The organism is Noviherbaspirillum phoenicis (genome assembly GCF_047237965.1).
Lineage (GTDB): Bacteria > Pseudomonadota > Gammaproteobacteria > Burkholderiales > Burkholderiaceae_D > Noviherbaspirillum_A.
The window spans coordinates 2105952-2125308 of record NZ_JBDFLX010000001.1; the positions used below are offsets into that span (position 1 = coordinate 2105952).

Sequence of the window (19357 nt, forward strand, 5' to 3'; positions counted from 1 at the left end):
CGCCCCGGGCGAGCCGGGGCGACGCGGGATTCAGACCAGCTCGGCAATCAGCGCGACGATTTCCTCGCCATAGGTCTGCAGCTTCTTTTCGCCAACGCCGGACACGCCGCGCAGGTCGTCCAGCGACAGCGGCTTGGCCTTGGCGATCTCGCGCATGGTGGCGTCGTGGAAGATCACATAGGCCGGCACATTATGGGCGCGTGCCGTTTCCACCCGCCACCAGCGCAGTTTCTCGAAGATTTCCTGCTCGCTGCGCGACAGGTCGGCCTCGACATAGCCGCGCGGCTTGGTCGAGGCGCTGCGCTTCTGCTTGACCGGCTTCTCATAGCGCCGCAGCTGGATCTGGCGCTCGCCGCGCAGCACCGGCTTGGCCTCGGCGGTGAGCTTGAGCGCGTTGTAGCTGTCATGGTCCACCGTCAGGAGGCCCAGCGCGATCACTTGGCGCAGGATGGCGCGCCACTCCGCCTCGCCGATTTCCGAGCCCACGCCAAACACCGACAGCTGGTCATGCTTCCATTGCTTGACCTTGTCGGAATCGATGCCGCGCAGCACATCCATCACATGGCCGGCGCCGAAGCGCTGGTCAACCCGGTACACCGCCGACAGTAGTTTCTGCACCGGCACCGTGGCGTCATACGACACCGGCGGATGCAGACAGGTGTCGCAGTTGCCGCACGGCCCGGACTCCTGGCCGAAATAGCTCAGGAGCCGCACCCGGCGGCAGCCGATGGTCTCGCACAGGCCCAGCATCGCATCGAGCTTCTGGCCCTGGATGCGCTTGTAGGTTTCGTCCGCCTCGGACTCGTCGATCATGCGGCGCTGCTGCACCACGTCCTGCAGGCCATAGGCCATCCAGGCATTGGCCGGCGCGCCGTCGCGGCCGGCGCGGCCGGTTTCCTGGTAATAGCCCTCGATGCTCTTGGGCAGGTCGAGGTGGGCGACGAAGCGCACGTCGGGCTTGTCGATGCCCATGCCGAAGGCGATGGTAGCCACCATCACGATGCCTTCCTCGCGCAGGAAGCGGGCCTGGTTGGCGGTGCGGGTTTCCAGGTCCATGCCGGCGTGATAAGCCAGCGCGGTGCGGCCGTTCTGGTTCAGGAACTCGGCCACCTCCGCCACCTTCTTGCGCGACAGGCAATACACCACGCCGGCATCGTCCGGATGCTCGGCCTCGATGAAGTCCAGCAGCTGCTTGCGGCCATTGGCCTTTTCCACGATCTGGTAGCGGATGTTGGGCCGGTCGAAGGAAGAGACGAACTGGCGGCCCTCCTCCAGCTGCAGCCGGCGCGCGATTTCCTCGCGGGTCTGCTGGTCGGCGGTGGCGGTCAGCGCAATGCGCGGCACATTCGGAAAGCGCTCGTGCAGGATGGACAGGCGGATGTATTCCGGCCGGAAATCATGGCCCCATTGCGACACGCAATGGGCCTCGTCGATAGCGAACAGGGCGATCTTCGACGACTCCAGCAGCTCCATGCAGCGCGGCGTGAGTAATCGCTCCGGCGCGACGTAGAGCAAATCAAGCTCGCCGTCGCGCACTTGCTGCTCGATGCGCGAGGCCTGCTGCCAGTTCTGGGTGGAATTGAGGAAGGCGGCGCGCACGCCGACCTCGGCCAGCGCGTCGACCTGGTCCTGCATCAAGGCGATCAGCGGCGACACCACCACGCCGACGCCGTCGCGCAGCAGCGCCGGGATCTGGTAGCACAGCGACTTGCCGCCGCCGGTGGGCATCAGCACCAGCGCATCGCCGCCGTTGGCCAGCGTATCGACGATCTCGGCCTGCTGGCCGCGGAAAGCCGGATAGCCAAAGATGGTTTGCAGCAGGTCAAGCGCGCGTTCGCGAAGGTCGGACATGGTTCTGTGTTTCGCCTTTTCCGGTTAGTCGGCCCACACCACCCAGCCGCTGTAGGCGCTGAGCAGCACGAACAGGCCGAACACGATGCGGTACCAGGCAAAGAGGGTGAAGTCGTGGGTGCTGATATAGCGCAGCAGCCAGCGTACGCACAGGAAGGCCGAGCCGAACGCGGCGATGGTGCCCACCGTAAACATTGGCAGGTCGGCCGCCGACAGCAAGGCGCGCTCCTTGTACAGGGAATACACCGTGGCTGCCAGTAATGTGGGGATGGCCAGGAAAAAGGAAAACTCGGTGGCCGCCTTGCGCGACAGGCCGAACATCATGCCGCCGATGATGGTGGCGCCGGAGCGGCTGGTGCCCGGAATCAGCGCAAAAGCCTGGGCGCAGCCGACCTTGAAGGCATCCAGCACCGTCATGTCGTCTACCGACTCGACCCGGGCCGGCCGGTTCTGCGCGCGCTGGCGCTTTTCCACCCACAGGATCACCAGGCCGCCGAGGATGAAGGCCATCGCCACCGGCACCGGCGCGAACAGCACCGCCTTGATGCTCTTGCTGAAAATGAAGCCGAGCACGGCGGCCGGCACGAAGGCGACGATCAGGTTCAGCACGAACAGCCGTGCGCGGCGATCGCTGAACATGCCGGTCAGTACCGCCGCGATGCGCACGCGGTATTCCCATATCACGGCCAGCATCGCGCCGGCCTGGATCGCGATCTCGAACACCTTGACCTTGTCGCCGGTGAAATTGAGCAGGCTGCCAGTCAGAATCAGGTGGCCTGTGGAGGAAATCGGCAGGAATTCGGTGAATCCCTCGACGACGCCCATGATGAATGCTTTAAAAAGTAATACCAGATCCATGCTTGTATTTTTCTTGGGTGAAAGATGCGCTGCGGGAGCCTGCGCGTTGAAAAGGAAAAACCCGCCGGGATGATACAGGCGGGTTCGGTAGGTAGCCCCCGAGACAGGCTGGTTCAGTTGACCGGCGCAAAGGTTACCACGAGGCGATCCGGCTGAGTGACGATTTTCTGGGGCGCAAACTGCATGCCGGCATAGCGCAGGTCGCCGGGCGCGAAGCTGTACACCGGCAGGTCGCCCAGCAGCTGCGCGGCCAGGAAACTGGCGATATTGGCAAGCTGGCCGCCGAATGCCTGGTCCAGACCCGGTATGCGCAGTTCATCCACCCGCGGGTCGCCCAGCAGCAGCACGCCGCGCGACATGTCCACCCGCGGCACGCCCGACAGGGTCAGGCTGCCGCGTATGCCCCTGCCCAACGCCAGCACCGGCGCCACCGACAGGTCCACGCTGGTGGCGATGCGGTTCAGCTCGGGCTGCATGGCCAGGCGCGGATTGACCGCGGTGACGTCGAACAGGCCGAGGTAGCGCTGGTTGTACGGAAACCGTCGCTCCAGGCCCTGCTGCAGGCGCGACACCGGCACGTCCACCTCGCGCGGGCCGATCAGCCCGGCGCAGGATGCCAGCAGCAGCAAACCAAGCACGGCCAGCAGGGAAAACAAGCGCTTCATGCCATGGTCTCCTTCTCCAGCCTGTCCAGCCAGGCCAGCGCCTGTTCCCGGCTTTCGCCGCACATCTCGGCGGAAGGCCTAAGGCTGGCGCACACCGCCGGCCGGGCCTGACTGCCGAAGATGCGGCAGCCATTGGCATCATCCAGTTGGATGCAACGCACGCCGGCCGGCTTGCCGTCAGGCATGCCGGGAATGGCGGAGGTGATGGAAGGCGCGGTGCAGCAGGCGCCGCAGCCGGGGCGGCATGACAGAGCGGAAATCATCGGGGGATTGTACTGAAAAATGGCGGAGGGCTTGAAGTGTTGCCTTTCGGCAAGATTCGGACAGCAAGCGTAAAGGTCACAGCCTTGCATGAAATCAACAGAAATGTTCGTGGACTCGTCATAGTGCAATACATGACTGACCCAAAGCTAGTTTGTAAATAGTTAGTTCACGTTTATATTGTTCGTTATTCGAAAATTACAATCAAAAAACGACCAAGTCTGACAGTGATCAGGCGTCCCAATTCACCCTGGAAAATACAAGGCACGTTGCGCGTGGCGGTTTTCGTCACTGTCTCTACAATTGTGCACCGGAGAAATCGCATGCTCATCGCCGGAATTTCGCTCGTTGCCCTGGCAGGTGCCGTCGCCGTCTGCATCCGCTATGCCGTAACTGACCGCGACATGGACGGTTATTAGCAGTGATCGGCAGTGACTGGCAGGACGGCATCGCATGCTCCGCGATGGCGTGGCTGCAGATCATCCACGAACGGCTATAGGGAAGCGCCTTGCTGCCGCTGTTTCCTTGAAACGCCCGCTTCCTCCTGCGTTACACCGGCCGAATGCGGCAGGTCAGCGCCGCCCGTAACCTCCTTGGCGCGGGCTGTCGGCTTCGCTGCGGATTTGCCCTGCTGCCGCGCGCTACCCACTTGCTTCTTCCTCGGCTTGCGCCGGCGTTCTTCCCACCTTATCCCGGCATGAGAGCCGGGGATCGGCAGGCGGCGGTAAAAACTCCCGTTCAACTGGGTATGCTCGATCAGATAACTGCGAAAACGATTCAACAGTGCGCAATTGACCACCGTCTTTTCCGCATCCTGCCAGAACTGGTCCAGTTCCTCCTGGTACACCAGCCCCTTTATGGCATAGATGGCCTCGCCGCACACCTTCAGCGGCGACTTGTGGAACAGCGCCGACAAGCCGACCGTGCTGTTGATCAGCACCGTGCCGCGCGTATGCTGCAGCAGGCTGGGCAGGTGCAGGTCGTGAACGTAGAGCAGCCGGCCAGCTATGGCCAGTTCGCGGCCGAGACGGCGTAGCAGGCGGCTATAGTCGTTGTAGCCCCGGTCCATCGGATGATGCTTGACCACCAGGACCGTGCCGGCCGGCGCATGCAGCGCAAACGATGTCGCCACATGCCGTATGAATTCCTCCACCGAGGCAAAGCGGGAATGGCTGTGTATCTGCGCATCGTTATGAACCTGCAGGGGCACCAGGAAGAAGCGACTGGACAGCGCGCCGGTCAGCCGGGATTGCATGTCGCGCTCCTTGATCCGGTAAAACGCCTTGCGCCATATCGACCGCACCCAGGGCCCGGTTTCAAGAATGCTCAACGGGCGATGGTGGCGGTAGCGGGAAAACACCGGCCACAGGATCTGCGCCGCCAGGTAGTAAAGGCAGGCCCACAGCGCAGCCAGCCAGAAAGTATTGCCTACCGGCTCGGTATAGACCTCACCGGACGGCACCTTGTTGAGATAGAAGATCGGGTTGTTTGGCAGCGTCGAATTGCCGTTGACGCCGTCGCGCTCCAGCGTGATGTAATCGGGACGGATATAGCCTTCCTCGAACACGCCGACTTCCAGCTTGCGTTCCTTCGCGATCTGGTGCGCGATGCGATGATACGCGCGGCAATCGCCGAACAGTAAAACGGTGTCGATCGCATGGGTGTCGATGACCTCATTCAGGAAGACAGGCCATTCATCGAAGGCGCCGCGAAATGCCATTGCGCCGCGCGGGTAAAAGAGCCAGTCCCCGCCATTCAGATTGACCTTGAACACCTGCGCGCCAGCGGCGGCCAGATCGGCCGCAAGCCGCTGGAAAAAGGGCCCCACCGGCCCCTGCAATAGCAGGACCCGCTTGTTGCGGAACGCTGCCAGACCTTGAACTATCATTTTTCGTGTTCTTCTAATCGACTTTTGTGGCGCCGGCTTCTGTAACGCCGGCGATGTGCAAGCAGCACAACTCCCTCTTTCCCCTACCAGGCTGCCCTGCCCCTCCGCCCAGAGAAAAGTAATTGTCCTATCGCGCCCGCCTTGCGTAACTTGCGGTCGATCCACCCGGCCAGGCCGGTTCGATGCATGCCCGTGCCTGACGAGGCGGCCTGTGCCAGCAGCGCGGTCAGCACCTGTTCCGCCGATGCCAGCCCGGAAACGCCTGGCAGGGCATACCGTGGATATTTCAGCATTGCCGCGAATACCAGTTCATCGAGCGCTATCCGGCGCTGACGATGAGGCAATGGAAAATGGTCCACGGTCAGGCCCCAGCCCGCATAAAACGGGCCGCCATAGCAATGCACCACGCGGCCATGTAGCAATGCTTCGAAACCAGAGAGCGACGTCATGGTATGCACCTCGTCCGCCGCAGCAATGCAGTCGATGATGTTTGCGTCCGGCACGCACTGGTCGACCAGGCCGTTCAACATCTGCGCATCGATCGCGCCGCGGCGATTGCCAGCGACGACATCGGGATGCGGCTTGTAGACAATGTAGGCATCCGGATTGCGCTCGCGGACCTGGCGCAGAAGCGCGAGATTGCTGGTCACGAGAGGCGAACCGCGCTGTATGGATGCATCATCTTCGACCTGTCCCGGCACGAGCAGCACGCGACGCCCGCTTGCAGGGATGGGAATCGGCTTGCCGCCAATGTTGTATTTACTGGCGCGCATGTCGACATACGCCTGCCTGAAGCGCACCGCCCGCTGCAGGTCTTCCTCGGATAGTGCCTGGTTTGCCAGCATGGTTTCCAGTTCGCTCGCGGACGCCGGATCGTAGTACATGCCGCTACGGTCGAGCACCAGCGACACCGGGCGGTGCAGATCGGAGCCGAGGCCGACCGACCGCAGGAAGCCGTCTTCCATGCGCCAGACGGGCACCTGTTTTTGCGCCGCGACTTCCCGTACCGCTTTTTCGTTCTTGATCCCCCAGATGACGACCTTTGCATCGGCAGCCATTGCCATGCGCGCCAACTGCGCAGGCGACCTTGCGAACCTCACTCGCGTGGAAGGACTGTCGAGGAACGGACGCACTATCGCGCGCTTCCACATGCTCATGCCCACGCACCAGAGCTCGCCGCGCGTGACGTCATTGGCTTCCTTATTGCGGGCCAGCCAGTCGATCACATGAAAGATGGTGCCGGGCTTGCCAGTCACCGGGTCGATGTACCGGGCATATTGCAGGTAGGCTGCGGCGAACAGTTCCTCCAGCGTGCGCTTGACGTTGCGGCGTTCGCGCAAGGCATCCATGCCAGGATGCCGGTCGTCGGTAAGACCCCAGCCCGCGTACCACGGCTGGCCAAAGCAGACTACGGACTTGCGCAGCATCAGCGCTTCAAAACCCATTTGGGAGGTGACGACGTAGACTTTGTCGACTTGTTCGATGAGCCAGGCCGGATTGAGATCGGCCGCAGTGCAGATGATGCGTTCGTCGTCGGCAAGATTTGTTAGATAACCCTGCTTCTTCCCTGATAGAACATCAGGGTGAGTTTTCACCAGAACAGCAGCATCAGGATTTTCTGCAATCGCCGCTTCGAGCATGGCCGAAAATACATCGGCAGTGCCAAATCCGCCTGACACCGACATATCCCCGGCGGTTTGGTCAATCACCAGCACTTTTTTTCCAGCGGGAAGGCTAACGCAACCTGATGCCGGCGCATGATTATATTTCGATAAGCGGTTCTGGATGACCAGTGCTATCGCCCCTTTCGCGTCGGTCAGCAGAACCGGATCCATGTGCGGTTCAAGAATATAATTTTCTAAGCGCGATGGCCATGCAGCGTTGTAGTAAACGCCTTTTTCATCGATCACGATCGAATAGGGAGAGTACCCTGCCACACCCAAGCCAACAGAGCGAAGAAAACCATCTTCAAGCGCCACATAAGGTAATCGGTGTTTGCGAGCATAGGCGCGTGCCGCATCGGACGTAGTTTTTAGACCCCAGCCGGCGATTGCATCTAGGCCAGTCGGCTTCATAAATTTGTGCTGCCGTCGATAGGTATGGCTCAGTAGGTTGCCCAAATTCGGGATACGCAGAATGCCACTCGAAAAAATGCCTATCATTTAGGTGCAATCTCGCTTGCGCTAAAAAGGAAATCCGCTTTCATGCCCAACAGGCCTCGAATGCGTTTGGCAGCATGTTCTGTTGCGGCCATCAGTTCGACATGCAAGGCATGCGTATCTGCCATTTCAAGCTTGACTTTAGCGGCCAGCAAATATGCGCCGCAGGCAGTATTGCGCTTGGCTGAAGTCAGGTAGCAGTGCTGCATCACGTCATGGAGCAAATCAAGCGTCACCGACTGCCCGGCATAATCAATGGCGCGGACATCTTCGTTTTTGAAATGCAGGTCAAACAGGGAACGAGCAGTGTAATAGAACAGGTACACGTTATAGGTATTCGCATCTGGGTAGAGATGCAAAAGCGGCATGCCGTGTGAAAGTACATAAACATGGTCGAACCGCCGCGCACGACTCTTGAATCGAGCCGCGGAAAATGTAACCGGCAGTTGTAGTTTGTGGTGTGCATCCATGGCTCGATCCCAACGAATTCCGGCCCGCAGTAGCTTGGCCGGCGCACCGCCAATCAGGCAGTTCGCTTCGCTGAACCTCTTGCCAACGACGGCGCCTGCAGCCACTACGCTATCAGCGCCAATCTTGGTGCCCTTCAGAATTACGGCATCGCGGGCAATCCAAACCCGCGCATCAATGGCTACATCAGCAGAGGTGTTAATGCGCCGACCGTCCTCGACAGAAAAAATGCCGTGCATGTCGCTTGAATAAATAGCGACATTAGCAAACAGGCAATCGTTACCAATCTCGATGCGCGTGCCGTCAGACGCATGGAATTTGCACAGGTCGTTGCATATCAGACCATCACCGATGACGATCTCGCTCTTGTCGTCGACGATGATCGTGCCGCGCAATTCGCATCCAACACCGATTCTCAACTTGCCGCTACCACGCACGATAATGCGCACCTCACGCAGTTGAGTGTCGTCGCCGCATTCAAAAAAGGCAGCAGGCCCTTCGAGCGCGAGGGACGAATCGGACATGGAGCAGTCGTCGCCATAGTGGAAATTCGGCAGGCGGGGCGAATTGAAAGAGGTATAAAGCATGGTTTCCCCCTTATTGGAGACGAAAGCCTAAGTGATTCACGACTGGACGCTCAATCAGCTGGTTTTCCGGCAACGCATTAACGCGCTGGCCATGGATAACCAATGACGTACTCCCACCGCCATCCATATTTACGCCGCGTGTAATATGCAGGCGCCGAAACAGTGCGGAGAGTTCGCCTAGCGTCATGCCCGGGTAATCCACCAACCGGCCTTCTACGGCGACCAGATAAAGATGCTCAGCGTTTGCATCCAGGCCATAGGCAGTGCGCGGATGGGTCGGGATTGCGTTATTGATACGGCAGCCAACAGGTGCCGAGGGCGCACATTGGAAGCTGCCATTCTCGTATATTTGGGAACCGGTTAACACGGTCATCCAGGCAGGATCGACCTTGCTGATAGTGTCGTTGGTTTCGATGCTGCACCGATTCTCCGAGTCGCAAGCAAAATAGGCATGGTGCTTAGAATCCTTGGTGTCGGGCCAATGTTTGCCATCGGTAACGATCAAGCCGTATGGCCGGGCCGAGGCATCCGGCGCATAGAAGTTTCCGTTGACGGCCACATCGACTGCTGCGCGGCGCGCGAATTCGGTCGTCGTCATCAAGCCAAGTCCTTCAGGAGTGCCCGTCAATTTGACCTGCTTGCAGTTCAGGTCAATTTTAACAACGTGCACGTGGGCCTGTGGCTGGCTGTATTCAGCGCACCGGCCGATTGACTGCCTGGAAAAAGCGTAACTGGCGGGTAGCACTGCCAGGCCGGCGGCCAGAACAAAAATATTTTTTGAAATAGTCATGACGTCCTGCCTTACATATTTTTAATGATCGACAGTTTCGGTGCCTCATGCTGAGCTGTTGACGCAGCACTTTCAAACGGCATGGACAGCAATTGAAGCAGTTGGATGCTTTTCGCGTTATCTGTAGGCTTCTTGATCACTTCATTCATCAAGCGATTTTTAGTGGCGGCATACACCAGTTGCGCAGCTTCCTTGGCTTTCCCCAACTTGGCAAAAGCAGTCAACAGGTTAGCAACTGCCTTGTCCGTTGCCTGATCAGGATAAAGCTCCAGATGAAGCTGCCAAACCTTGCTCGATATTTCCCAATCGCCCATTGCGTGACAGACCTCCCCATACAGGTGCAAGTATTCCCTGCATTCCGGGTCGATTTCATAAAGGAATGCGACCGCCTTTCGTGCCTCGTCCATTTTTCCAATTTTGAAACTCGCAAGAGCGCGCTGGTACTTCATACGATGCTGAATGCTAATTTCTAACTCGCCCGCATAGCGGAGATCAACCGCCAGCAGCTTGTACCAGGCGCCGCTGGCAAACAGCATTTCCATGTAGCTGAGCAAATAAGTACCGCGCAATACTGCCGGATTGGAGAGGAAAAGGGCCAAGGATTCCTTTTTCATCCCCGCCATGTAAAGTAGCTGCGCTGCGCGATGGCGCATTACTAACGTAGGCAAGAGGCCGGCATCCTTGGCTAGTTGCGGTGCCAAGGCTTTGGCCACTGCCAAGTTGTTCTGATGTATACCAATCTCAATTTCCAGCAACAGACTCTCCGGCACCCGTCCGGCGCGGCGCTCAAATTCCTTGAGTCTTTTTGCTGCCGAAAGGCTATCGCCAGCTAGGAGCGTGGCATTGGCAAGATCCAACCGGGCGCGCAGCGGAATCGCGCCGTCGCTTACAAATTTTGCGGTATGCCACAGGCGTATAGCACGCTGATGCTGACCGTGATGTGCGGCGATGGCTGCATATTCGCAGGTAACCTCGGCCTGCAGATGTGCGACCCGCACTTGGCGTAGGAAACGCTTGGCGCGCCGGGTAAAGCCCATAAATCGGTAGCTGCGGGCAAGCGATAGCAGCTGCGCGGCATCGAGAGTGGGAATTGCCTCAATAATCGCATTGTGATCGATCTGTTTCAGCACGACATGCGCATTGCCGCGTTGGCCAAGCCGCATTGTGCAGGCGGCGATGGCCGGCAGCGCCTCCGTTGCTACTTGTTCGGGCCAGTTTTTCAACGCCGCTTCCCAACGTTCTTTAGCATGCGCAAAGCGTTCATCCATCAGGGCTGTACGAGCCGCAGAAATAGCAAGACATGCCGGCGCTGCCGCATCACGGTCCGGCGCATTCAGTCCAGCGATCGCTTCAAAGGTCCTTTGGCAGTTCTGACCGTCCCGCAGCACAAAGGTTTTCTCGACACGCGCCTGGTATGTCGGCGGCATGCCACTATTCTTTGCCAGGAAGGTAATGGTATCGGCTAGCTCGACGCTGTTGTATACGCAGGGCCCGAAACCATGATCGTCGTAATCGTAATAGCCCTTCTCGGTCGTGTGCCCACCAGAGAAGTGGGTGGCTCGGTCAAATTGAAAATAGACAGTCGGCTTATCCAGAAGCGCCATCTCGAATGCGACCGACGAATAGTCGGTGACTAACATGGCAGCCCGACGGAAAACGGCTTGCATGGAGCCGGCTGGGCCCTGCTTCATAATTTCCACATGGGCGGGTACCTCGAACCAGTCCAGGTACATCGCCACATTCGGGTGCGGAAAAAATATAATTTTAAAACCGTGTTGTTCGGATAATTCGCGCAATTTCTGTGAATGCAGCGCCTCCTTCCATTGGGTGGCATAGGCAGACGCATAGAAATCCGGATTGACCGCGCGTTCTGCGCCCTTGCCAAGAATTCTTCCGGCCAAGCTCAACCGCCAGGTCGGCATAATGAGAATCAGCTTCTCGGTTGGCACCTTGGAATTGAGCAATGCGTCATGACGCGGCATGCCGCTCATCACCGTATTCTTGCGGGTGAACTTGTAGCGGTTGCCATCACCGCAAATGGACTCATGCTCGTCGACGGTCGAAGTCACGAATACGCCGATATCCTTGGTATTCAGCCAGGTCGCCAAGTCATCCTTCGTAACACCATGCTGCAGGAACGTGTATTTAAAGTTCAACATGTCCTTGTACCACTTCTGCGGCAGATAAGACACGACATATGCATCGGCATGTGATGACACCACATGCTCGGCATTTAACAGACAATGTTTGTGCGCAAGGCTACCAAATGCGAGCAGGCGAAAGCCCTCTTGCCGCAAGCGGTCCCAGTCCGGAGATTTTCTACTTAACACGAAGTAGGCGTTGACTTGCGGATGATGCTTTTGGACGTAACGATACAGATGCTCGGCATTGTCATCGGCCACGGTATCCCTGTCCATGAAAATCCAAGAGTTGTGGAACCGCTTTACTACTGAAGGGCTGCGCGCAGTGTGGCGCAACAGGCGCACACCGATCGGGAATTCCAAGTTAAGTTTCACTACTGTGGTGAAGTGAGCGACGATCTCTTTCACCACCAGACCCAGCGGATGCTGCTTTCCATTCAACGACAGCCGCACCGGCTTATCGTTCAGCGTTAAGATAATGCGCGAATTTTCCGACGGGACACGCACCCAGAGCAAGCGTTCGGTAACGAAGCTCTTTTCAAACAGCAGATTTTCTTTCGACTTGGCGTACGCGGGTATGACTTCAATACCGTCAATCATTATCGATTCGACCGGCATAGGGCCATTGACGAAATAGCGAAGTTGCACCATTTCCTTGGCATCGTCATAGGCATCGACATAGCTGATTTGCATTGGCGGCGCCGTGTCATAGAACATGCCTAACAAGCCGACTTTGTGAAAAAACCAGCAACCGGCCAGATCAAACGCCATCACCGTTTCCGGTTTGATATAGCTGAAGAGCTGATATGTTAACACCTTGAATTCGTTTTTTTGCTCGTCGGTCAGATGCGACAGCGCCGCCGGCGCGCCGACAATCTTTGTGATAGACCAGAACAGATGGTAAAGGATGGTGCGCTGCAGCCATTCCGGTACCGTGCCGGTCTTTAAGAGCGACTGCTTGGCCAGATCAACACATCCTAGGCGCAGCACATCGGTAAAATATGCAGGCTTTGCCCATGAGCCATCTAGGGTAGACGTCCCATCTTCGCGCTTGCGATAGTAGTACTTGGCCTTGGCGCAGAATCCTGCGCTCATGCTGGCTGTATGCAGAAGATATTGCCCGACGAAATGCGCATCTTCAAAACAGGGGCGGATCGCTGGATTAAAGCGGATCTCTTTAGCTTGCATCACCGACCGGCGGAAAAACGCGGAATTGACCGACAATTGCACGTGCTTTCCCAGGTTACCCGGAGCAAGCACCTGATTTCCTTTTGCAAAACGGTATTTCAGGGGATGTGCATCGTTGTACTGATTGGTGTTTTCAATGTAAAAAATGAAATTGCAGGACACCATACCGATATTGCCAGCCGTCTGCTCGGTGAGAAAATCCGACACTGCGCCAAAATAATTCTTGTCCACGAAATCATCTGGGTCGATGAAGGTAATCCATTCGCCGCGGGCGTGTGGAATGCCCGTATTGCGTGCTGCGGCCTGTCCGCCGTTCTCCTGCTTGATGTAATGGATATTGTTCGGGTACTTGGCCTGCCATTTAAGAACGATTGCAGCCGATCCGTCCAGCGAGCCATCGTCAACCATGATCAACTCGACGCTCTCATTGAAATTCATGGTCTGCTTGACCATGCTGTTGAAATACTGCTCTAGGTATTGCTCGACTCCATACACGGCAGAAATTACTGAATAGCGGATGCCGGTCGACTTCTCTCGTTCTCGCGCCGGGGCGGAATCCGAACGGAATTTCCTGAATCTGTTCTTTGCCGCGTCGACAACGAACAATTGAGGATTGCTAATTAATTTCCGAAGTTTCTTGTTCATTGCCTTACCCATTTTTCGATTTTGCGGACCTGACGCTGCAGGGAAAACCCCCTGCCCACATGCCCTGCGCGGTTATCCGAAAGAACCTTAAATTGTTGAGGATCGACTGCCCGTTGCTTGCATTCGCGCTCGAAGCGCGCTTCCAGCTCTAGCCGGCTGCCAGTTGTCGACAATTGTCTGGCACTGTCATACAAATCGATGAGAACCGACTGAAACAGCAGCGCATTTTTCTTGCGTCGCTCGCGGTATGGCCCTTGCATCTCATTTGAATGAAACAAGTGCAGCGCCACGTGTTCGTCTAGCAAGTTCGCTATGGCAAGCTGCGACAAGGTCGCCCGGAATCCTTCCGCCAACAGGGGCGCCCGATATGTTTTGTCGACAAAAACATCGAAGCAAGGTTTTACCAGTGCGAACCAGTGTGCAAAACGGACCATGAAATCAAAATCTTCATAGCCATGACCGTAATAACGCTCGTCAAACCCGCCAGCTTGCCAATAATCGACGACTTTCATCGACATTACCGACGATGGCATGGCCATATGCAAGACGCACTTGCGGTCGAATGCGAGATAATCGTTCATCGCAGCGCTGACATCTCCACTGCTGCGTAGTCGTTGCGTGCCCCGAGCAGTCAGGTATAGACATGGAGCCATAGCCAGCCTTGTACCTTTTTGTACTTCAGTCATCAAGTGCGCGAACAAGGCTTTATCCGGATAAATGTCCACATCCAAGAAAAGTGCTATTTCGGACATCACCTGTTCCATGGCCCGGTTACGTAGCAAGCTCTGGTGGCCGACGTGTTCAGTAAATTTGCCTGATACCAGACGTAGGGAGTGATTGCCAAATTGCCGGACCCAAAGTTGTAACAACTTGTCATGCAGTCCGCCCCGATCGTTGTGAGCGACCACCACTTCAAACGGCGCATCCTGCAATACAGATACAAGCGAAATAGTTCGCGACAGTAGCTGGGTCGCGCGTCGAGCGAAATCCACCGGAATGACGATGGCACCCAGCGGTGTGCTTCTTTTCTCCACCTTACAATCCCAATACGACCTTCGCGCTAACCGCGATCTGGTAAATAATCTGCGTCATGTCCTTCCATATCTGCCGCGACTTCACATCAATCCTCGGCAGCACCAGCACTTCATCTCCCGCGCGCAATGCCTCCGCGCCATTGGCGCTATAGCTGCCGTCCCGATGCGCCACCACTACCCGCGAGTTGTCCGCGTTCTGGGTGTAGCCGCCGGCGCGGCTGATGTAGTCGTCCAGCGAAAGCGTAATGTCGTAGGCAATGGCGTTGGGAAACAGCACCTCGCCGCTGACCAGCACCAGGCCGTCTCGCGACGGCACTTTCAGCACGTCGCCGTTTTCCAGCAGCAGCCGGTCGCGGCTGCTGGCTTGCGCGATCAGCACCTGGCCGCTTGGCTCAACCTTCTTGGCGCGCTCTACCCATTGCAGGATCAGGTCGGCTTCTTCCCTCCTCAGCCTGGCTTCGTCGCTGGTGCCGCTGCGTGCAGTCAGCACGGTGGTTTCCAGGCTCTTCATCGATGCCTGCAACATGGTCTTCTGGCGCTCGCGCACGCTTTGACGGTATAACTGCACGCTCTGCGTGTCGGAACGCTCGGAAAACTGGATCTGCTGCATCAACTGGCCCATCCGCGCGCCATACGGCAGCACATATTCCTGGGCGCTCAGATGTTCGCCTTCCACCCTGACTGTAATGGTGCCGGGCTTCTTGTCGGCGGTGTATTCGACCTCGTCGCCGTTGCCGATGGCAATGTTGGCGGCATCGGCCAGCAGGTAATAGTCGACGTTGCGCACCGTGCCGGTATTGCGCACCACCCGTACATGCGTTGCCTGCGCGCGCGGCTTGGCCAGCCTGGACAGTTGCGCGATCGTCAGGGACGAGGCATTGAATTCGAAACGCTTGGCATTTTCCGCCAGGCCGCTTGCCTGAATCGTATTGCGCCGCGGGCTGATGAAGATGACATCGCCGTCGGCAAGCTGGATCAGAGGCAGCCGGCCTTCCAGCATGAAGTCGTACAGGCTGACGGTGGTTCTTACCTGCTCGCCGCGCTTGACCTGCACGTCGAGAAAGCTACCGCGCTCAGGGTCGATGCCGCCGGCCTGGTCGAGGTAGTGCAGCAGGCTGTCCATGCTGGTGCCGTTGTACAGGCCCGGACGGTTGACATTTCCGCCAACGAAGATGCGCACCGGCTGCGCGGCGGCCAGGCTTGCGTAGCTGTAGACGTTGTTGCGGAATACCTGGCGGCTGGCGGCTTCCATGACGCGCTGCAGATCTCGGTTGCGCACGCCCAGCAGCTTCACCGGACCGGCATGCGGGAGGAAGATATTGCCTTGCGGGTCGACCGCCACGACGCTGTCGAAGGAAAATCCGCCCCACAGCCGCACCTGCACGCGGTCACCCACCGCGATCATGTAGTCGGGGTTGAACTGCGTTGGTCCTGGTCGCGCAAAACTGCCGGAAAAAAGCTGGGCGCCGAACACATCGCTCTTGAGGTTGGCGGCGTAATCAGCCAACTGCGGTGCGACCAAAGGCGGCGGCATGCCCTGGTCGGCCGGCTGTGCGGCTGCGGTATTCGCAGCGGCGGGCGCCACCGGCGCTGTCACCGGCTGCGCCGTGGCGGCGCCAATCACCGGCGATGGTGCGCCTCCGGAAAACAGGTTGAGCGAAGGGCCACTATCTGCGGCAAGGGCGCCACCGGCACTGAGCGCGGCGAGCAGGGTGGCAAGCAGGTACGGGCGATGCATGAATTAATCCTTGTGGTCGCGGATGATCACCGCGAGGAGATGAACGATTCCGGCAGCCAGCAAGGTCACCAGAATGGACAGGACGATGTTGTAGAGGCGGGCTGGCTGCAATGGATATTCAGGCAGCGTTGCCTGCTGTAGCACGGTGACCTTCTTGATGGTGCGGGTAGCCTCCACCCGGCTTCTTTCGAGCGCCACGAGCGCGGTCTTGTAGATGTCCTGCGCGAACGTCGCCGCCATTTCCAGGCGCTGGTATTCCTCGACAGTGCTATTGAGCGTGTTGCCCTTCGGCGCGGTGAGGCGGGCCTGCTCCTGCGCAATCTGCTTGTCCACCGCAGCAAGCTGCGCCTCGATCTCCACGATGCCCGGCGCCTGGGGCGCAAGGTAGGCCAGCAGGGCGGTGCGCCGTGCCTGCAGGTCGGTGCGCTGGGCTTCCAGCCGGCTGATCACGCTGGCCAGGTTTTCGGCGGTGGCCTGGGGTGACACCAGGCCTTTCGTGTTCTGGTACGCCAGCACCTGCCGGCGCGCTTCCTGGAAGCGGTCGGCCAGCACGGTCACCTGCTTCTCGATGAAAGACACCTGCTCGCGCGCGAGTTGATGGGCCGCCAGGTTCATGGTGCGCTCGCCCTCTTCCACCAGCATGGCGGCAATCGCGTGAGCGGTTTCCGGGTCATAGCCTTCGGCCTTGATCACCAGTACGCCGGCATAGTCGTCAAACTCCACGCTGACGCGCGAGAGGTAATACCTGTGGAACCGTTCCTGCGGCGTGCCGGCGGACCACATGCGCGACAGAAGGTCGTGGCTGCTGTTGCTGTAATGGGCACGCAGGTCGAGCTTTGCATCGAGCTTTTTCAGCATGTCGACCGACAGCAGGTGGTCGCGCAGCAGAAGCTGGTCGGCGCGGTTGGCGCCGCTGCCCCCGCTCAGCAGCGAGCTGAAGTCCATGTCCTGGCTGCCTGCGAGGTCGGTGCGCTGGATGATGATGCGCGCCTCGGATACATAGCGGTCCGACGCGATCATGCCCCAATAGAGGCTGATGAGGAGGCAGGCCAGCAGTGCCAGCGCAAGCGTGCGCCGGCGCTTCAATGCACGCAGCTTCAGCCGCAGAGGCATGGTGCCCACTTGCAGGAAGCCGCGCGCGAAGCGTTGTTGTGGAACAGGCGGGGTCATGCTGGAATGCTTTCCTTATAGTGTTTCAGGGCGTCGCCGATATCGTCGAACCAATGGGCACAGCCCTCATGCAGCCAGATGCCGGCGCTGCAGAACTGCCTGAGCGTGCCCTCGCCATGCGAGACCATGATCAGCCCGGCGCGGTCGGCCAGGTTTCTGAAGGCGGCGGCAGCCTTGTTCTTGAAGGCGACGTCACCGGTGGCGGTCACTTCATCAGAGATGTAGACGTCGAAGTCGAAGGCCATGGACAGCGCGAACTGGAGCCGCGATTTCATGCCGGATGAATAGGTCTTCACCGGCTGGTCGAAGTAGTCGCCAAGATTGGCGAAGTCGTTGATATAGGCGAGCCGGTCGGCCAGCGCGTCGTCATGGCCGTGGATGCGGCAGACAAACTTGGCGTTTTGGCGCCCGGTCAGCGAGCCTTGCAGGCCGCCGCCAAAGCCCATGGGCCAGGAGACGCGACACTGCCGCTCGATGCGGCCACGGGTCGGGGTGTCGATGCCGCCGATCAGGCGCAACAGCGTGGACTTGCCGGCGCCGTTGCGACCCACCAGGCCGACATTGACCCGCGGTGGAATGGTGAAACTGACTCCCTGCAATACCCAGCGGCTCGGCCCATGCTCGCCGCTGTAGCGCTTGTGAACATCATCGACGATGATCATTGCGCCACCATCCGCCCGGCGTAACGGACATGCAGTGCCAGGCCGAGAAAAATGGCGACCAGCGCAAAGCCATAGAGATAGGACAGTCCCGCTTCGGGCGCCGGATGAAACTGCACGAAAAAGCCGGCGCGCAGCATTTCCAGTCCATGCAGGAAAGGATTGAACAGCGCCCACTGACGGTATGGCTGTGGAATCGCCATTGCCGGGACCATGACGCCGGAGATGAAGTAAAGCGGAATGAAGGCAATGTTGACCAGCTTGTTCACTTCGGGCAGCAGCTCGGCGGCAACGGACAGCATCAGACCCAGCCCCAGGCCGCACAGCCACAGCCCCGAAAAGGCCGCGAGCGCAGTCAACGGATCATGCGGCGCCACATTGAATCCCGCCAGGGCGGCCCCAGCCAGCAGGACCAGGGTGCTGATGAGCATCAGGAATCCTTCAAGCGCCGCCCGGACCAGCACCGTATCGACCGGGAGCACCTGACGATATGCGAACAGCGCCGCATTGGCGCTGACTGCCCCGGCGCTGCGGGTCGCGGTGTTGCGCGCAATGATGAAGCCGAGCAGGCCAGTCATGATGAACACCCCGCCTTCGACGCCATGCACCATGCGGTGGAAAACGAAACCGAACATCGTCATCAGGAAAATGACATGCGCCAATGGCTCGAGCAGGATCCAGACCCAAGCGATGCGGCTGGCCGAAAGCCGGGTGATGGCTTCGCGCAGAAAAAGCGCGGACGCGACCGACTTTTGCACGTTCCAATGACTTCTCATTTCTGCTTACCTGAAAAGATGACGAAGAAATTCCGTATCGACGTTCAATTTCTTCAACTGACGAATTGACATGAATGCTGAATGCCCGCTCAGCAGGAATGCACCTTTATTGAGGTGCAAAGACGTTCCGTTGGAACCAAAAGAAGGTGTATTTCATTAACAAAAATTACTTTCCGCGCCATCAACTTTCCATACCGCACAATTTCGTAAAGGAAATATTATATATTGATGAATGGAAATAAGTCGAGAGACGGAGCGGAATTTTTATCGACAATTGTTAAAGTGAGAACTTCTCGGTGCACTATGTCAGCTTCCTTACAAAGCCGATCAAAGTGGTGACGCCATGCTGCTTTTGCTTAAGCAATCTGCTTAATCTATTTAATCAAACGACATTTATTAAATCGACGAATGAGAGCTATTGCAGTGGGAAATAAAGCACAGCTTTTCCGTCAATCTGATTTCGATTTCATGCAATTCCA

The 19357-nt window shown here is 58.3% G+C and carries 14 protein-coding genes; all 14 read right to left on the reverse strand.

The window, feature by feature from the left end; genetic code table 11:
• Positions 1-30 precede the first annotated feature (30 nt).
• Entirely contained in the window at positions 31-1851 is a 1821-nt protein-coding gene (recQ, locus tag ABC383_RS09595; protein WP_413013463.1) for a DNA helicase RecQ, read from the reverse strand.
• Positions 1852-1875: 24 nt separating this feature from the next.
• Positions 1876-2709, reverse strand: a complete 834-nt coding sequence (locus ABC383_RS09600) for an undecaprenyl-diphosphate phosphatase (protein ID WP_413013465.1) — start codon at positions 2707-2709, stop codon at positions 1876-1878.
• A gap of 113 nt (positions 2710-2822) precedes the next feature.
• Positions 2823-3374: a YceB family lipoprotein gene (locus ABC383_RS09605; RefSeq protein ID WP_413013467.1), complete on the reverse strand. Its 552-nt coding sequence runs from the start codon at positions 3372-3374 to the stop codon at positions 2823-2825.
• Complete coding sequence (locus tag ABC383_RS09610; protein WP_413013469.1) at positions 3371-3637, reverse strand: YkgJ family cysteine cluster protein; 267 nt, start codon at positions 3635-3637, stop codon at positions 3371-3373. Before ABC383_RS09610 ends, ABC383_RS09605 begins: the two co-directional genes overlap by 4 nt.
• Positions 3638-4128: 491 nt before the next feature.
• Positions 4129-5523, reverse strand: a complete 1395-nt coding sequence (locus tag ABC383_RS09615; protein WP_413013471.1) for a capsular polysaccharide export protein, LipB/KpsS family — start codon at positions 5521-5523, stop codon at positions 4129-4131.
• Between the two features lie 83 nt (positions 5524-5606).
• Complete coding sequence (locus ABC383_RS09620) at positions 5607-7598, reverse strand: capsule polysaccharide biogenesis protein (protein WP_413013473.1); 1992 nt, start codon at positions 7596-7598, stop codon at positions 5607-5609.
• A gap of 83 nt (positions 7599-7681) precedes the next feature.
• The gene (locus ABC383_RS09625) at positions 7682-8737 is read right to left on the reverse strand and encodes an acyltransferase (RefSeq protein WP_413013474.1); all 1056 of its coding nucleotides are present in this window, start codon (positions 8735-8737) and stop codon (positions 7682-7684) included.
• Positions 8738-8747: 10 nt separating this feature from the next.
• Positions 8748-9527 (reverse strand): phosphodiester glycosidase family protein, encoded by a 780-nt coding sequence (locus tag ABC383_RS09630; RefSeq protein ID WP_413013476.1) that lies wholly within the window; start codon positions 9525-9527, stop codon positions 8748-8750.
• 11 nt (positions 9528-9538) lie between these two features.
• The gene (locus ABC383_RS09635) at positions 9539-13501 is read right to left on the reverse strand and encodes a CDP-glycerol glycerophosphotransferase family protein (protein ID WP_413013478.1); all 3963 of its coding nucleotides are present in this window, start codon (positions 13499-13501) and stop codon (positions 9539-9541) included.
• The gene (locus tag ABC383_RS09640; RefSeq protein WP_413013480.1) at positions 13498-14535 is read right to left on the reverse strand and encodes a galactosyltransferase-related protein; all 1038 of its coding nucleotides are present in this window, start codon (positions 14533-14535) and stop codon (positions 13498-13500) included. The genes ABC383_RS09635 and ABC383_RS09640 overlap by 4 nt, the downstream gene beginning before the upstream one ends.
• A gap of 1 nt (position 14536) precedes the next feature.
• Positions 14537-16273 (reverse strand): polysaccharide biosynthesis/export family protein, encoded by a 1737-nt coding sequence (locus ABC383_RS09645; protein WP_413013482.1) that lies wholly within the window; start codon positions 16271-16273, stop codon positions 14537-14539.
• Between the two features lie 3 nt (positions 16274-16276).
• Positions 16277-17443, reverse strand: coding sequence for a KpsE/RkpR family capsule polysaccharide export protein (locus ABC383_RS09650; protein WP_413013484.1), 1167 nt, complete (start codon positions 17441-17443; stop codon positions 16277-16279).
• Positions 17440-18105, reverse strand: coding sequence for an ABC transporter ATP-binding protein (locus ABC383_RS09655; protein WP_413013485.1), 666 nt, complete (start codon positions 18103-18105; stop codon positions 17440-17442). Before ABC383_RS09655 ends, ABC383_RS09650 begins: the two co-directional genes overlap by 4 nt.
• Positions 18102-18860 carry an ABC transporter permease gene (locus ABC383_RS09660; RefSeq protein WP_413013487.1) on the reverse strand — a complete coding sequence of 253 codons (759 nt, stop codon included), beginning with the start codon at positions 18858-18860 and terminating at the stop codon, positions 18102-18104. The genes ABC383_RS09655 and ABC383_RS09660 overlap by 4 nt, the downstream gene beginning before the upstream one ends.
• Positions 18861-19357: the final 497 nt, after the last annotated feature.

Bases quoted from the DNA above. Each gene is read 5' to 3' on its own strand.
- recQ (WP_413013463.1), bottom strand. From the start codon at position 1,851: ATGTCCGACCTTCGCGAACGCGCGCTTGACCTGCTGCAAACCATCTTT.
- ABC383_RS09600 (WP_413013465.1), bottom strand. From the start codon at position 2,709: ATGGATCTGGTATTACTTTTTAAAGCATTCATCATGGGCGTCGTCGAG.
- ABC383_RS09605 (WP_413013467.1), bottom strand. From the start codon at position 3,374: ATGAAGCGCTTGTTTTCCCTGCTGGCCGTGCTTGGTTTGCTGCTGCTG.
- ABC383_RS09610 (WP_413013469.1), bottom strand. From the start codon at position 3,637: ATGATTTCCGCTCTGTCATGCCGCCCCGGCTGCGGCGCCTGCTGCACC.
- ABC383_RS09615 (WP_413013471.1), bottom strand. From the start codon at position 5,523: ATGATAGTTCAAGGTCTGGCAGCGTTCCGCAACAAGCGGGTCCTGCTA.
- ABC383_RS09620 (WP_413013473.1), bottom strand. From the start codon at position 7,598: ATGAAGCCGACTGGCCTAGATGCAATCGCCGGCTGGGGTCTAAAAACT.
- ABC383_RS09625 (WP_413013474.1), bottom strand. From the start codon at position 8,737: ATGCTTTATACCTCTTTCAATTCGCCCCGCCTGCCGAATTTCCACTAT.
- ABC383_RS09630 (WP_413013476.1), bottom strand. From the start codon at position 9,527: ATGACTATTTCAAAAAATATTTTTGTTCTGGCCGCCGGCCTGGCAGTG.
- ABC383_RS09635 (WP_413013478.1), bottom strand. From the start codon at position 13,501: ATGAACAAGAAACTTCGGAAATTAATTAGCAATCCTCAATTGTTCGTT.
- ABC383_RS09645 (WP_413013482.1), bottom strand. From the start codon at position 16,273: ATGCATCGCCCGTACCTGCTTGCCACCCTGCTCGCCGCGCTCAGTGCC.
- ABC383_RS09650 (WP_413013484.1), bottom strand. From the start codon at position 17,443: ATGACCCCGCCTGTTCCACAACAACGCTTCGCGCGCGGCTTCCTGCAA.
- ABC383_RS09655 (WP_413013485.1), bottom strand. From the start codon at position 18,105: ATGATCATCGTCGATGATGTTCACAAGCGCTACAGCGGCGAGCATGGG.